Source organism: Curtobacterium sp. 260 (assembly GCF_030803485.1).
In the GTDB taxonomy this organism is placed as follows: Bacteria; Actinomycetota; Actinomycetes; order Actinomycetales; family Microbacteriaceae; genus Curtobacterium.
Genome location: NZ_JAURUY010000020.1, coordinates 1 through 13,676, shown reverse-complemented (window position 1 = coordinate 13,676; position 13,676 = coordinate 1). Strand labels below are relative to the sequence as shown.

The 13,676-nt window shown below is 71.9% G+C and carries 13 protein-coding genes; 9 read left to right on the top strand and 4 right to left on the bottom strand.

What is annotated here, in order from left to right:
- Nucleotides 1–252: 252 nt before the first annotated feature.
- Complete coding sequence (locus J2X59_RS15265) at nucleotides 253–2,526, top strand: polyribonucleotide nucleotidyltransferase (RefSeq protein ID WP_066653253.1); 2,274 nt, start codon at nucleotides 253–255, stop codon at nucleotides 2,524–2,526.
- Nucleotides 2,527–2,607: 81 nt separating this feature from the next.
- On the opposite strand, the gene J2X59_RS15260 is transcribed toward J2X59_RS15265, so the two are convergent.
- Together J2X59_RS15260 and J2X59_RS15255 are read right to left on the bottom strand one after the other, a co-directional pair.
- A complete protein-coding gene (locus J2X59_RS15260) occupies nucleotides 2,608–3,135 on the bottom strand; it encodes a YbhB/YbcL family Raf kinase inhibitor-like protein (protein ID WP_066653256.1) in 528 nt (175 codons plus the stop codon).
- A gap of 124 nt (nucleotides 3,136–3,259) precedes the next feature.
- Nucleotides 3,260–3,907 (bottom strand): TetR/AcrR family transcriptional regulator, encoded by a 648-nt coding sequence (locus tag J2X59_RS15255; protein ID WP_066653259.1) that lies wholly within the window; start codon nucleotides 3,905–3,907, stop codon nucleotides 3,260–3,262.
- A 245-nt stretch (nucleotides 3,908–4,152) separates the two neighbouring features.
- Here J2X59_RS15255 and J2X59_RS15250 point away from each other — a divergent pair, with 245 nt between their 5' ends.
- Nucleotides 4,153–5,487 (top strand): M16 family metallopeptidase, encoded by a 1,335-nt coding sequence (locus tag J2X59_RS15250; RefSeq protein ID WP_326497232.1) that lies wholly within the window; start codon nucleotides 4,153–4,155, stop codon nucleotides 5,485–5,487.
- A 5-nt stretch (nucleotides 5,488–5,492) separates the two neighbouring features.
- Nucleotides 5,493–6,095, top strand: coding sequence for a histidine phosphatase family protein (locus J2X59_RS15245; protein WP_066657952.1), 603 nt, complete (start codon nucleotides 5,493–5,495; stop codon nucleotides 6,093–6,095).
- A gap of 50 nt (nucleotides 6,096–6,145) precedes the next feature.
- On the opposite strand, the gene J2X59_RS15240 is transcribed toward J2X59_RS15245, so the two are convergent.
- The gene (locus tag J2X59_RS15240; protein WP_251154818.1) at nucleotides 6,146–6,655 is read right to left on the bottom strand and encodes a GNAT family N-acetyltransferase; all 510 of its coding nucleotides are present in this window, start codon (nucleotides 6,653–6,655) and stop codon (nucleotides 6,146–6,148) included.
- Between the two features lie 22 nt (nucleotides 6,656–6,677).
- Here J2X59_RS15240 and J2X59_RS15235 point away from each other — a divergent pair, with 22 nt between their 5' ends.
- Together J2X59_RS15235 and J2X59_RS15230 are read left to right on the top strand one after the other, a co-directional pair.
- Entirely contained in the window at nucleotides 6,678–7,430 is a 753-nt protein-coding gene (locus J2X59_RS15235) for a 4-hydroxy-tetrahydrodipicolinate reductase (RefSeq protein WP_326497231.1), read from the top strand.
- On the top strand, nucleotides 7,427–7,894 hold the full coding sequence (locus tag J2X59_RS15230) for a hypothetical protein (protein ID WP_442781439.1): 468 nt from the start codon (nucleotides 7,427–7,429) through the stop codon (nucleotides 7,892–7,894). Before J2X59_RS15235 ends, J2X59_RS15230 begins: the two co-directional genes overlap by 4 nt.
- Nucleotides 7,895–7,996: 102 nt before the next feature.
- Here J2X59_RS15230 and J2X59_RS15225 read toward each other — a convergent pair whose 3' ends face one another.
- Entirely contained in the window at nucleotides 7,997–8,908 is a 912-nt protein-coding gene (locus tag J2X59_RS15225) for a TIGR01777 family oxidoreductase (RefSeq protein ID WP_326497230.1), read from the bottom strand.
- A gap of 78 nt (nucleotides 8,909–8,986) precedes the next feature.
- On the opposite strand from J2X59_RS15225, the gene J2X59_RS15220 reads away from it, so the two are divergent.
- The 4 genes from J2X59_RS15220 to J2X59_RS15205 all read left to right on the top strand — a co-directional run bounded on the left by J2X59_RS15220 (nucleotide 8,987) and on the right by J2X59_RS15205 (nucleotide 13,548).
- Nucleotides 8,987–9,811, top strand: coding sequence for a thymidylate synthase (locus tag J2X59_RS15220; protein WP_326497229.1), 825 nt, complete (start codon nucleotides 8,987–8,989; stop codon nucleotides 9,809–9,811).
- Nucleotides 9,811–10,317: a dihydrofolate reductase gene (locus J2X59_RS15215; RefSeq protein WP_326497228.1), complete on the top strand. Its 507-nt coding sequence runs from the start codon at nucleotides 9,811–9,813 to the stop codon at nucleotides 10,315–10,317. The genes J2X59_RS15220 and J2X59_RS15215 overlap by 1 nt, the downstream gene beginning before the upstream one ends.
- 528 nt (nucleotides 10,318–10,845) lie before the next feature.
- Nucleotides 10,846–11,823 carry a 4-hydroxy-tetrahydrodipicolinate synthase gene (dapA, locus tag J2X59_RS15210; RefSeq protein WP_058730183.1) on the top strand — a complete coding sequence of 326 codons (978 nt, stop codon included), beginning with the start codon at nucleotides 10,846–10,848 and terminating at the stop codon, nucleotides 11,821–11,823.
- Between the two features lie 48 nt (nucleotides 11,824–11,871).
- Nucleotides 11,872–13,548: a ribonuclease J gene (locus J2X59_RS15205; RefSeq protein ID WP_271826491.1), complete on the top strand. Its 1,677-nt coding sequence runs from the start codon at nucleotides 11,872–11,874 to the stop codon at nucleotides 13,546–13,548.
- Nucleotides 13,549–13,676: the final 128 nt, after the last annotated feature.

Sequence of the window (13,676 nt, the reverse complement as noted above, 5' to 3'; positions counted from 1 at the left end):
CCTGAGGACTGGTAAAGTCCTCATCGTCCGGGGACCGTTCTCCGGACGTCACGCTCCGGACGTCACACTCGCGGAGCTGGCACACAACACTGCGCAGACCGGGCACGGAGCTGGTCATCGGTGGTGGCTCGCGGGCCGTTCGGAGTCCCGAGTGCTTCTACTGCTGGCCAGACATGCGCCCCGACCCCTCGGCGCGCACGCACCACGAGTGCCGTCGCCCAGGTCTGCCGAACACGTCAAGGAGGCACCCTTTTGGAGGGTCCCGAGATCAAGTTCGCCGAAGCCGTCATCGACAACGGCAAGTTCGGCAAGCGCGTCGTCCGGTTCGAGACCGGCCGCCTCGCACAGCAGGCCCAGGGCGCGGTCGCCGCGTACCTCGACGAGGAGACCATGCTCCTCTCGGCCACCAGCGCCGGCAAGCACCCGCGTGAGGGCTTCGACTTCTTCCCGCTGACGGTCGACGTCGAGGAACGCTCGTACGCCGCCGGCAAGATCCCCGGTTCGTTCTTCCGTCGCGAGGGCCGTCCGAGCACCGAGGCGATCCTCGTCTGCCGTCTCATCGACCGGCCGCTGCGCCCGTCGTTCGTCGACGGCCTGCGCAACGAGGTCCAGATCGTCATCACCGTCCTGAGCATCGCGCCGGACGAGTTCTACGACGCGCTCGCGATCAACGCGGCGTCCGCGTCGACGCAGATCTCCGGTCTGCCGTTCTCCGGTCCGATCGCCGGTGTGCGCCTCGCGCTCATCGGCGACCAGTGGGTCGCGTTCCCGAAGGCCTCGCAGCTCGAGGAAGCGGTCTTCGACCTCACCGTCGCCGGCCGTGTCGTCACCGACGACCAGGGCAACGAGGACGTCGCGATCATGATGGTCGAGGCGGAGGCGACCGAGCACGCCTGGGGCCTCATCCAGGGCGGCGCCACCAAGCCCGACGAGGCGATCGTCGCGCAGGGCCTCGAGGCGGCCAAGCCGTTCCTCAAGGTCCTCGTCGAGGCGCAGGCGAAGATGGCCGCACAGTCGGCCAAGGAGATCCAGGACTACCCGGTCTTCCCGCCGTACGCCCCCGAGGTCTACTCCGCCGTCGAGGCCCTCGCCCTCGACGAGCTCAAGGACGTCTACCAGATCGCCGGCAAGCTCGAGCGTCAGGACAAGGACGACGCCCTGAAGGCCCGCGTCAAGGAGGCCGTCGCCGCCAAGGTCGAGGCCGGGGAGCTCCCCGAGTCCGCCAACGGCCAGGTCAGCGGTGCGTACAAGTCGGTCACGAAGAAGGTCGTCCGCGGCCGCATCCTGACCGAGCAGGTCCGCATGGACGGTCGCGGCCTCGCCGACATCCGTCCGCTCGACGCCGAGGTCGCCGTGATCCCGCGCGTCCACGGCTCGGCGATCTTCCAGCGCGGCGAGACGCAGATCCTCGGCGTCACCACGCTGAACATGCTCAAGATGGAGCAGCAGATCGACTCGCTGTCGCCCGTCACGAAGAAGCGCTACCTGCACCACTACAACTTCCCGCCGTACTCGACGGGTGAGACCGGTCGCGTCGGTTCGCCGAAGCGTCGCGAGATCGGGCACGGCTTCCTCGCCGAGCGCGCCCTCGTGCCGGTGCTGCCGTCGCGCGAGGAGTTCCCCTACGCCATCCGTCAGGTGTCCGAGGCCCTCGGCTCCAACGGTTCGACGTCGATGGGCTCCGTCTGCGCCTCGACCCTGTCGCTCCTCAACGCAGGTGTGCCGCTGCGCGCGCCGGTCGCGGGCATCGCGATGGGCCTCGTCTCCGACACCGTCGACGGCCAGACCCGCTACGCGGCGCTGACCGACATCCTCGGTGCCGAGGACGCCCTCGGCGACATGGACTTCAAGGTCGCCGGTACCTCCGAGTTCGTCACCGCCATCCAGCTCGACACGAAGCTCGACGGCATCCCGTCGTCGGTCCTCGACGCCGCGCTGAAGCAGGCCAAGGAGGCCCGCTCGGCCATCCTCGGTGTGCTCACCGAGGCGATCGACGCCCCCGACGAGATGGCGGACACCGCTCCGCGCGTCATCTCGGTGCAGATCCCCGTCGACAAGATCGGCGAGCTGATCGGCCCGAAGGGCAAGACGATCAACGGGATCCAGGACGAGACCGGCGCCGACATCTCGATCGAGGACGACGGCACCGTCTACATCGGCGCCGTCGACGGCCCGTCGGCCGAGGCCGCCCGTGCGCAGGTCAACGCCATCGCGAACCCGACGAACCCGGAGATCGGGGACCAGTTCCTCGGCACGGTCGTCAAGATCGCGACGTTCGGTGCCTTCGTGTCGCTGCTCCCGGGCCGCGACGGTCTGCTCCACGTCTCCGAGGTCCGCAAGCTCGCCGGTGGCAAGCGCGTGGAGAACGTCGAGGACGTGCTCGGCGTCGGCCAGAAGGTCCTGGTCGAGGTCACCAAGGTGGACGACCGCGGCAAGCTCTCGCTCGCGCCGGTCGTCGCCGACGAGGTGGACACCGAGGGCCGCGAGGGCCACGAGAAGCACACCGAGGACAACGCCGAGGGTTGATCCCTCGCGCCTCGCGCTGCTGACACGACGACGGCCGCCGCTCCTGCTGGAGCGGCGGCCGTCGCCGTGTCCCGGGCGGCGTCAGGAGGCGGGCGTCTCCTGCGTGCCGGTGAGCTGCGCGCGGCCGAGCAGGTGCTCGCGGAGCAGGAAGCCGACGACCGCCGGCGTGGCGTCGGCGGGGGCCTCGAGCACCGGCACGTCGAGGGCGCTGACGGTGAAGACGTAGCGGTGCGGACCGTGGCCGGCGGGCGGGGCGGCACCGAGGAAGGTGTCCGTGCCGTACTCGTTGCGACGCCGCAGCGCCTCGGCGGGCAGCAGCGCGTCGTCGGTCCCGGCGCCCTGCGGGAGCGACGTGGTCGAGGCCGGGACGTCCGTCAGGCTCCAGTGCCAGAAGCCCGAGCCGGTCGGCGCGTCGGGGTCGTACACGGTGAGGACGTAGCTCTGCGTGCCGTCGGGGGCGCCGGACCACTCGAGCGCGGGGGAGCGGTCCTCACCACCGGCGTCGGAGCCGCGTGCCCAGTCGGGCAGTGCGCCACCGTCGCTGAAGTCGGGGCTGGTCAGGGTGAACGAGGGGACCTCGGGGAGGTTCCAGTTGGGGTCGTTGGCCATGCGTCCAGCCAACACCCGCGTCCTGTCCCGTGGATGGGACGGACGGGAGGCGCGGGACGTCGCCGCCACGTGCCTCCCGGCCGTCCGCTGCCCACCCGGGAGGCGTCGGGTGCGCCCGTCCCGGTCAGCGCGTGATGACGCGCTCGACGACCCGCCCGAGCGCGGCGGTGGCCGCGATGGCGTCGCCGGCGTACGCACCGGCCATGACGCCGTCGCGCGCGAGCATGAGCTCATCGGCGCCGTCGCCCGGCATCGGGTGTCCGGCGCGCTGCAGCAGCGCGAAGAGCTGTTCCGTGTACCAGTCGCGGTGCGCGGCGACGACCTGGCGGACCGGGTCGCGGGGATCGTGGTACTCGGCAGCGGCGTTGAGGAAGGCGCAGCCGCGGAAGTCCGGTCGGCCGACGTCGTCCGAGACGGCGGAGACCCAGGCGCGGACGGCCTCGACCGGGGAGGCTGCCTCCTCGACCAGGCGCGCGAAGGCCTGCTGCACCCGCTCGTCCTGCGCCCGGATGTAGGCCAGGATCAGGTTGTCCTTCGACCCGTAGTGCTTGTAGAACGTCGCCTTCGTGACGCTCGCCTCGGAGATCAGGCGGTCGACGCCGACGCCGCGGATGCCCTCTTCGTAGAAGAGTCTCGACGCGGTCTCGAGGATGCGGACCTTCGCGCCGCCGGAGCGGGGAGCCGGGGGGACGCTCGACCCGTCCGGCGACGCGAGGTTCGTGCTCGGGCCGGGGAGACGCTGGACGGCCGGTTGGGGGGAATCGACCGTCACAGCGCTGCTCCTCGGACTCATCGGCTCCGCGGGGGAGTGGGGGGACTCCGCCGCGCAGGACTGATGTCCCGAGCCACCGGGTCGGAATCTAGGGGGGCTTCCGACCCGATGTGACGACTGTACCACAGTGAGGACAGACAGACGAGTCTTTCTATCCTCCTCGAATGTACCCCAGTTCGAGGCACGCGCCGCGAGCCTGTGGAATCTGGATGATCGGCCCTGCCGGGTCAGTAGGCTCTCCTGCGATGAACCAGCCAGTGCCGTTACCGCTCGAGGCCCAGGACACGTCCTTCCTGACGTCCGGTGGTGCCTTCGTCCGTCGATCCGTGCTGCCGTCCGGTGTCCGGGTCCTCACCGAGTCGGTGCCGGGGGCGAGCTCCACGAGCCTCGGCTTCTGGGTCGGTGTCGGGTCCCGTGACGAGCGCGAAGGGCAGTTCGGGTCCACGCACTTCCTCGAGCACCTGCTCTTCAAGGGCACCGGTCGACGCAGCGCACTCGACATCGCCATCGCGTTCGACTCCGTGGGCGGTGAGCACAACGCCGCGACCGCCAAGGAGTACACCTGCTACTACGCGCGGGTCCGGGACACCGACGTCCCGATGGCGGTCGAGGTGATCGGCGACATGGTCACCGGCTCGGTGCTCGACGCGGACGCCTTCGCCGTCGAGCGCGGCGTCATCCTCGAGGAGCTGGCGATGGCCGCCGACGACCCGGCGGACGTCGCGGGCGAGGCCTTCTTCGCCGCTGCCTTCGAGGGGCACCCCCTCGGCCGTCCGATCGGCGGGACACCCGAGAGCATCCGTGCCGTCGGGCGCGACGAGGTCCTCGACCACTACCGGGAGCACTACGCACCGAACGGCATCGTCGTCACCGCCGCTGGTGCCGTCGACCACGACCGCTTCCGCGAACTCGTCGAGCGCGTCTTCCGCGACGCCCCGCGGGCCTCGCCGCTCGCCCGGCGCTCCCCGCAGCCCGTCGCCGACCCGGCGGTGCCGCGCCTCGCCGTCGCGCACCGGCCGACCGAGCAGGTCAGCATGCTCCGTGGTTCGCAGGGGCTGGACCTCCGCGACGAACGCCGCCCGGTGCTCAGCGTGCTGAACGCCGTGCTCGGCGGGGGCATGAGCTCGCGCCTCTTCCAGGAGGTCCGCGAGCGCCGCGGACTCGCCTACGCCGTGTCCTCCTTCGCCCCGGCCTACCTCGACAACGGCGCCTTCGGCGTCTACGCCGGCTGTGCCCCGGACAACGTCGCCGGCGTGGTCGAGATCATCGACGCCGAGTTCGCGCGGATGGTCGACGACGGCATCACCGAGGACGAGCTCCGCCGTGCCAAGGGCCAGATCGAGGGAGCCCTCACGCTCTCGCTCGAGGACTCCGACGCCCGGATGACCCGCCTCGGCCGGTCCGAACTGGGCACGGGGGAGTTCACCGATCTCGGCACCGCGCTGCAGCGGGTCGACCGGGTCACCGCCGGCGACGTGCTCGACCTGGCGCGCGACCTGCTCACCCGACCCACGATCACCTCGGTGGTGGGAGCCGTGCAGCGGGACGAACTCGCCGCGGCCATCGGCGTCGAGGGGTGACGGACGTGTCGCACTACCTGTACCTCGTCCGGCACGGCGAACACCAGGACGCCGAGCACGGACTCCGCGACGGCAAGCTCTCCGAACGCGGCAAGCGCCAGGCAGTGCTCGTCGCCGACCGCCTCGGCGGGGTGCCCTTCGACGGCGTGTACCACTCGCCGCTCGACGCCCCGAGCGAGACGGCTGCGTACCTCGCGCAGCGGTTGCCCTCGATCCAGCCGGAGCCCTCGACGCTGCTCTTCGACTGCATCCCGTCGGGACCGACGCCGGACATGCCGCACGCGTACCAGGGATGGTACGGCGGCGTGACGGAAGAGGAGATCGTCGCCGGGCAGGCCCAGATGGGCGACGCCGTCGCCGAGTGGTTCACCCCGGCGCGCGAGGACCGCCACGACCTGCTCATCACGCACAACGCCGTGATCGGCTGGTTCGTCCGCGAGGCCTTCCAGGCACCGGAGTGGCGCTGGATGGGCACCAACGTGGCGCACACGGCGCTCACCATCATCCGGATCCGCTCCGCGAAGCCGGCCGAGGTGGTCACCCTCAACGACCTGGCGCACCTGCCGGTGGAGCTCCGCACGGGTCTGCCGGTCGAGCAACCCGTCTAGCGGCCCGCCACCCAGCGCGCCACGGGGCCGGCCGGGAGGCACGACACCGGTCAGCGCACCGGCTTGCGGTACCAGGCGGTCGCGTTGGGGTTCTCGTTGAAGGCCGCGGTGCGCTCGTACCCGCGGCTCCGGTACATCGCACCCGCGGCGACGAGCGAGTCGTTCGTGTCGAGGACGACGCTCGTCGCGCCGAGGTCCCGCGCGGCGCCCTCCAGTGCGTCCATCACCGCGGTCGCGACGCCCCGACCCCGTCCGGCGGGGGAGACGTAGACGTGCTTCACCTCGAACCGTGCGTCGTCGTCCGGGGTGGCATCGCCGTCCGCACGGGCGGCGATCCGTCGCAGGCCGCCGCACCCGATCGGGAGCGCCCCGTCCTCGTCGACCTCGTACGCGACCACGAACACGCCGTTCGGCGCCGTGAACTCGACGGCCGGGGTGCGCTTCCGCGAGTACGAGCCCTGCGCGCTCGGGAAGGTCGCCTCGCGCTCGTCGAGGTAGGCGTCGAGCAGCGCGTCGACCTCGGGCGCGTCGGCGGGGACGGACCTGACCTGGAGCGGCATGCGTCGATCCTAGGATGGAGTCATGGTCACTCCCGTCGCCGTCGTCGGCGCCACCGGTCGTCTCGGGGGCCTGGTGGCCTCCGTCGTGGAGTCGCTCGACGGCTTCGAGCTCGTCGCGTCGCTGTCCTCGAAGGACGCCGTGCACGAGGCACCGCCGTCGATGTTCGGCGGAGCAGCCGTCGTGGTGGACGTCACCGTCCCCGCGCTGAGCCCCGCGATCGTCGACCACGCCCTGGCGAGCGGCGCGAACGTCCTCGTCGGGACCTCCGGCTGGTCGCTCGACCGCCTCGCGACGCTCCGCTCCGGGCTCGAGGCGCGGCCCGACCAGGGTGTGCTCGTCGTCCCGAACTTCTCGATCGGGTCGGTGCTCGCCACGCACCTCGCCACGATCGCTGCGCCGTGGTTCCCGTCCGTCGAGATCGTCGAGACGCACCACGCGGGCAAGATCGACAGCCCGTCGGGCACCGCCGTCCGGACCGCCGAGCTCATCGCGGACGCCCGTCGCGAGGTCGGTCCCGTCGACGCCCCACACGTCGACCAGCGTGCCCGCGGGCAGCAGGTGGCGAGCGTCCCGATCCACTCCCTGCGCCTGCCGGGGGTGAAGGCGGTGCAGGACGTGCTGCTCAGCGGCCCCGGTGAGACCGTCACGATCCGCCACGACACGAACGACGACGTGGCGTACGTCGCAGGCGTCCGCGCGGCGCTGTCCGCCGTGGTCGGTGCCCGCGGCCTGACCGTCGGGCTCGGCAGCGTCCTCGGCATCGGCCAGCCGTGACGTCGACCTGGCGGTCCCTCCGCTCCCCGTTCTGGGGAGCGGCGCTGATGACCCTGCTGCTCGCGCTCTACATCGGGCTCGTCGGTCAGCGTGCGGTCGCGTTCGTGGCGACCGGTCAGCCGATCGGCATCGGCATCGGCGTCGCGCTGTTCGTCGTCGCGGCGATCGGCGCGCTGCTGCTCGTGCTCGAGGTCCGCTTCGGGCTGCGCATCACACGGCTCGGCGCGCGACTCGAGCGCGAGGGCGCGACCCCGGACGACGTCGTCCCCGTCCGCCCGTCGGGGCGCCCAACGCGCGAGGCAGCCGACGAGCTGTTCCCGCGGTACCGGGACGCCGTCGAGGCCGACCCCGAGGACTGGCGCGGCTGGTACCGACTGGGCATCGTCTACGACGCCGCCGGTGACCGCAAGCGCGCGCGAGCGGCGATGCGGACCGCACTGGTGAAGGCGGCGGCGACCCGCTGACGGACGGGAGGCCCGTGGCGGAGTCCGCCACGGGCCTCCCGTCCGTCGGGTCGTCGGGTCGTTCCGGTCGTTCCGGTTCGTCGGGTCGTTCCGGTCGTCGGGTCAGAAGGCCGCGTCGACCGCGTCCTCGGCGCGCTCGTACCGGAACCGGTAGCCGGAGCCGGTGAGCTTGCGCGGCACCATGCGCTGGCTCGAGAGCAGCATCTCGTCGGCGGCCTCGCGGAGCAGCGTGCGCAGGGCGAAGGCCGGCACGCTGAACAGGTAGGGGCGGTGCAGGTCCTCGGCGACGCGGCGGGTGATGCGGTTCGACACCGCGGCCTCCGGTCCGGCCAGGTTGACGGGGCCGCGCACGTCGGCGGCCTCCGGGCTGGTGGCGAGGTGCACGATCGCGCCGACCTCGTCCTCCAGCGCGATCCACGGCCAGGACTGGCCACCGGTGCCGAGCTTGCCGCCCAGCCCCGCCTTGGTGAGCGGCACGAGGGGTGCGAGTGCGCCGCCGCCCTGCCCGACCACGATGCCGGTGCGGAGCAGCACGACGCGGACGCCCTCGGGGGCTGCGGTCGCGGCGGCCTCCCACTGCGTGCAGACGTCGGCGAGGAAGCCCCTGCCGGCCTCGGCGTCGTCGTCGAGGACGTCCACGGGACGGTCGCCGTACACGCCCGAGGCCGACCCCGACAGGAAGAGCGCCGGAGGGTTCGTCGCGTGGCGCATCGCCTCGACGAGGGTCTCGGTGGCCTGCACACGCGAGTCGAGGATCTGCCGCTTGTACGACTCGGTCCAGGGCAGCCTGCCGATGTTCGCGCCGGCGAGGTTGATCACGACATCCGCGCCGTCGAGCACCGCCGGGTCGAGCGGTCGCGTGCCGGGGGACCAGCGGAACGCGCTCGCGGTGCGGGGTTCGCTGCGGGTCAGGGTCGTGACGTGGTGTCCGGCCTCGCGCAGGGCGCGGACGAGGGGGGTCCCGATGAAGCCGGACGCACCGGCGACGAGGATCGAGAGCGGCTGGGTCGACATGCGGCCCACGGTACTCAGCGAGCCCCGGGTTCTCCTCGTGGACGGAGGCTCGCCGTGTCGTGGACGTAGGCTCTCCGTGTGAGCGAGACCGTGCAGCCCGATCCCACCGTCCCCACTCCCTACGAAGACCTGCTGCGCCGGGTGCTCGAGGAGGGTGCGCCGAAGGGCGACCGCACCGGCACCGGCACGCGCAGCATCTTCGGCGCGCAGCTCCGGTACGACCTGTCGCAGGGCTTCCCGCTGGTCACGACCAAGCGCGTGCACTTCAAGTCCGTCGCCTACGAGCTGCTCTGGTTCCTGCGCGGCGACGGCAACGCCCGGTGGCTGCAGGAGCACGGCGTGCGCATCTGGAACGAGTGGGCGGACGAGGACGGCGACCTCGGCCCGGTCTACGGCGTGCAGTGGCGCTCGTGGCCGACAGCGTCGGGGGAGCACGTCGACCAGATCGCCCAGGTGATCGAGCAGATCCGGACGAACCCGGACTCCCGTCGTCTCATCGTCTCGGCCTGGAACGTGGCCGACGTGCCGGAGATGGCGCTCGCCCCCTGCCACGCGTTCTTCCAGTTCTACGTCAACGACGGCAAGCTCTCGTGCCAGCTGTACCAGCGGAGCGCGGACATGTTCCTCGGCGTGCCGTTCAACATCGCGTCCTACGCGCTGCTCACGCACATGATCGCCGCGCAGACCGGGCTCGAGGTCGGCGACTTCGTGTGGACAGGCGGCGACTGCCACGTGTACGACAACCACGTCGAGCAGGTCCGCGAGCAGCTCTCCCGCACGGCGTACCCGTACCCGACGCTCGAGATCGCGAAGCGCGACTCGATCGACGACTACGTGTACGAGGACTTCACGATCGTCGACTACGAGCACCACCCGGCGATCAAGGCCGCGGTCGCCGTCTGATGGGGTGGACCGAGCCCGTCCGCGGTGTCGGCATGGTCTGGGCGCGCACCGCGTCCGGTGTGATCGGCGCCGACGGCGGCATCCCGTGGCACGTCCCGGAGGACCTCGCGCACTTCCGGCAGGTCACCGGCGACGCCGTGGTCGTGATGGGGCGGCGCACCTGGGACTCACTGCCGCCGCGGTTCCGACCACTGCCGGGGCGTCGGAACGTCGTGCTGACGCGGGACACCTCGTGGTCGGCCGAGGGTGCTGAGGTCGTGCACGACCTGGCGACCGCACTCGACACCGACGAGACCGTGTGGGTGATCGGCGGGGGAGCCGTCTACGCCGACGCCCTGCCCTTCGCCGACCGGGTGTCCGAGACGATCGTCGACCGCGACGTACCGGGAGACACCCGCGCGCCGGCGCTCGACGACGCGTGGGAGCTCGTCGACGAGGGCCCGTGGCAGGAGTCGCGCGTCGACGCCACCCGCTACCGCTTCCGGGAGTGGCGCCGCCGCGCGTAGCGTCCGCGGTGCCCGCGGCGCGGCCGGCGCGCGCCGCCGCGGCCGGCGCGCGCCGCCGCGGCCGGCGCGCGCCGCCGCGCGTAGCGTCCGCGGTGCCCGGCGGCGCGGCCGGCGCGGCCGGCGCGGCCGCCGCGGCCGGCGCGCGCCGGCGCGCGCCGGCGCGACGTGCTCGCGCACAACACGAAGCACGTCGCGCCACGCAATCCCGTGGCGCGACGTGCTTCCGGTTGTGCACCGCGCCAGCCCGCGGCGTCCACCCGCCGGGCCGCGAGTCGCCGCACGGAGCCGGGCCGCGCCTCCCGGCCGCAGCCGTGCGCCGTGCGCGAGCCGCGTCTCCCGGGCGGAGCCGAGCCGCGTCTCCCCGGCGGAGCCGAGCCGCGTCTCCCCGGCGGAGCCGAGCCGCGTCTCCCGGGCGGAGCCGCGCCGCGCCTCCCGGCCGGAGCCGGCCGCGGCGTCGCACCGTCCGCGAGCCGCGCACCGTCCGACCGGACGGCGGTGCCGTCGCGCATCCCCGGTACGCTGGAGGGCGTGTCCCCGCGTGAGAATCCCTTCGGTCAGGTCCTCGTCGCCCTCGTGACGCCGTTCACGGCCGACGGCGAGGTCGACTGGCCCGGCGTCGAGCAGCACATCGACGACTGCATCACGGCTGGCGCCGACGGCATCGTCGTCACCGGCACCACCGGCGAGACGAGCACGCTGACCGACCCGGAGAAGCTCCGCCTGGTCGAGGTCGGCAAGTCCGTCGCCGCGGGCCGCGCGAAGATCATCACGGGCGGCGGCTCCAACGAGACCGCGCACGCGATCCACCTCTACAAGCAGAGCGAGAAGGCCGGCGCCGACGGCGTGATGATCGTCACGCCGTACTACAACAAGCCGACCCAGGCGGGCGTCCTCACCCACTTCCGGATGATCGCCGACGCCACCGACCTGCCGGTGATCCTGTACGACATCCCGGGCCGCACGGGCATCCCGATCACGTACGAGACCATCGTGCGGGCGTCGCACCACCCGAACATCCTCGCCGTGAAGGACGCCAAGGGCGACTTCGCCGAGGTCTCCCGGGTGCTCAACAACACCGACCTCATGTACTTCTCGGGCGACGACACGAACGTGCTCCCGCATCTGTCGATCGGCGCCACCGGGCTGATCGGCGTCACGGCGAACATCACGAGCACGCCGTACCGCACGATCGTCGACGCCGTGAACCGCGGCGACCTGGCGACCGCCACCGCGGAGCACAAGCGCGTCGAACCGCTCGTCCGTGCGATCATGACCCACGTCCCCGGGACCGTCGCGGCGAAGTACGTGCTCCACGGCCTCGGCCGGATCGGCAGCCCGCGCGTCCGGCTGCCGCTCGTCGGCCCCGAGGACACCGAGGCCTACGCCATCGAGACCTCCCTCGAAGCGGTCCGGGACATCCCCGGTGCCGACTTCTCGAACTTCCGCCCGGACCGCAACGCGGCGGCCGGCGGCGCACTGCCGAAGGTGCCAGGCACCACACGTTAGGAAAGCACGCGGCGCAGCGGTAGCGCGTCGCACGACAGTCAGGACCGAATGCCCACCCAGATCTCCACACCGCAGCCGCTCGAACCCGGCACCCTCCGCGTGATCCCCGTCGGGGGTCTCGGCGAGATCGGTCGCAACATGACCGTGTACGAGTTCGACGGCAAGCTGCTCGTCGTCGACGCCGGCGTGCTCTTCCCCGAGGAGCACCAGCCGGGCGTCGACCTCATCCTCCCCGACTTCGGGCCGATCCGGGACCGTCTCGACGACGTCCTCGGTGTCGTGCTCACCCACGGGCACGAGGACCACATCGGCGCCGTCCCCTACCTGCTCAAGCTCAAGGGCGACATCCCCCTGATCGGTTCGACGCTGACCCTCGCGCTCGTCGAGGCGAAGCTCAAGGAACACCGGATCAAGCCCTACACGCTCGTCGTGCAGGAGGACCAGACCGAACAGCTCGGTCCGTTCCACCTCGAGTTCGTCGCCGTGAACCACTCCATCCCGGACGCCCTCGCCGTCGCGATCACGACCCCCGCCGGGCGCGTGCTGCACACCGGTGACTTCAAGATGGACCAGCTCCCGCTGGACGACCGGATCACCGACCTCCGTGCCTTCGCCCGCCTGGGCGAGCAGGGTGTCGACCTGTTCCTGCCGGACTCGACCAACGCCGACGTCCCCGGGTTCACCGCGCCCGAGCGTGACATCGGACCGGTGCTCGAGAACGTCATCTCCCGCGCCCGCAAGAAGGTCGTCGTCGCCAGCTTCTCGTCGCACGTCCACCGCGTGCAGCAGGTCCTCGACGCCGCCGCCGCGACCAACCGCAAGGTCGCGTTCATGGGGCGGTCGATGATCCGGAACATGACCATCGCCGCCGAGCTCGGCTACCTCCGGGTGCCGGACGACGTGCTCATCGACACGAAGAAGGCGAAGAACGTCCCGGACGACCAGATCGTCTACATGTCGACGGGGTCGCAGGGTGAGCCGATGGCCGTCCTCGCGCGCATGGCGAACCTCGAGCACCAGATCGAGATCGGCGAGGGCGACACCGTCATCCTCGCGTCGAGCCTCATCCCGGGCAACGAGAACGCCGTCTACCGGGTCATCGACGGGCTGACGAAGCTCGGCGCGAAGGTGGTCCACAAGGGCAACGCGAAGGTGCACGTCTCCGGCCACGCGTCGGCCGGCGAGCTCCTCTACTGCTACAACATCCTGCGCCCGCGCAACGTGCTGCCCGTGCACGGCGAGCACCGCCACCTGTACGCGAACGCCGACCTGGCGATCCAGACGGGTGTGCCGCCGCGCAACGTCATCCTCGGCCAGGACGGCATCGTCGTCGACCTGAAGGACGGTGTCGCGAGCGTCGCCGGACAGCTCGACATCGGCTACGTCTACGTCGACGGATCGACCGTGGGCGAGATCACCGACGCCGACCTCAAGGACCGTCGGGTCCTGGCGGAGGAGGGCTTCATCTCGATCTTCTGCGCCGTGGACTTCACGACGGGGCAGTGCGTGGTCGGCCCGGAGATCCAGTCGCGGGGCTTCGCTGAGGACGACTCCGTCTTCGACGACGTCCGTCCGCAGATCGCGAAGGCGCTCGCCGACGCGGCGGGCAACGGCACGCGGGACGCGCACGCCTTCCAGCAGGTCGTCCGCCGCACCGTCGGCCGCTGGGTGAACACGAAGCACCGCCGCCGCCCGATGATCGTCCCGGTGGTCATCGAGGCGTAGGCAGACGCGCCGCAGCCGGGCGGGGGGGCGCCCCGCCGTGAGCCCCCCGCACCCCCGGCGGGGCCCCCGCCCCCGGAGAACCCCGGGGTGGGGAGGGGGGCCCCCCCCGGGGCGGGGGGGGGGGGAGC

Coding starts and splice junctions, on each gene's coding strand:
- J2X59_RS15205 (WP_271826491.1), top strand. CDS start 11,872: ATGCCCACCCAGATCTCCACACCGCAGCCGCTCGAACCCGGCACCCTC.
- J2X59_RS15260 (WP_066653256.1), bottom strand. CDS start 3,135: ATGGCCAACGACCCCAACTGGAACCTCCCCGAGGTCCCCTCGTTCACC.
- J2X59_RS15240 (WP_251154818.1), bottom strand. CDS start 6,655: ATGCCGCTCCAGGTCAGGTCCGTCCCCGCCGACGCGCCCGAGGTCGAC.
- J2X59_RS15215 (WP_326497228.1), top strand. CDS start 9,811: ATGGGGTGGACCGAGCCCGTCCGCGGTGTCGGCATGGTCTGGGCGCGC.
- J2X59_RS15235 (WP_326497231.1), top strand. CDS start 6,678: ATGGTCACTCCCGTCGCCGTCGTCGGCGCCACCGGTCGTCTCGGGGGC.
- J2X59_RS15250 (WP_326497232.1), top strand. CDS start 4,153: ATGAACCAGCCAGTGCCGTTACCGCTCGAGGCCCAGGACACGTCCTTC.
- J2X59_RS15225 (WP_326497230.1), bottom strand. CDS start 8,908: ATGTCGACCCAGCCGCTCTCGATCCTCGTCGCCGGTGCGTCCGGCTTC.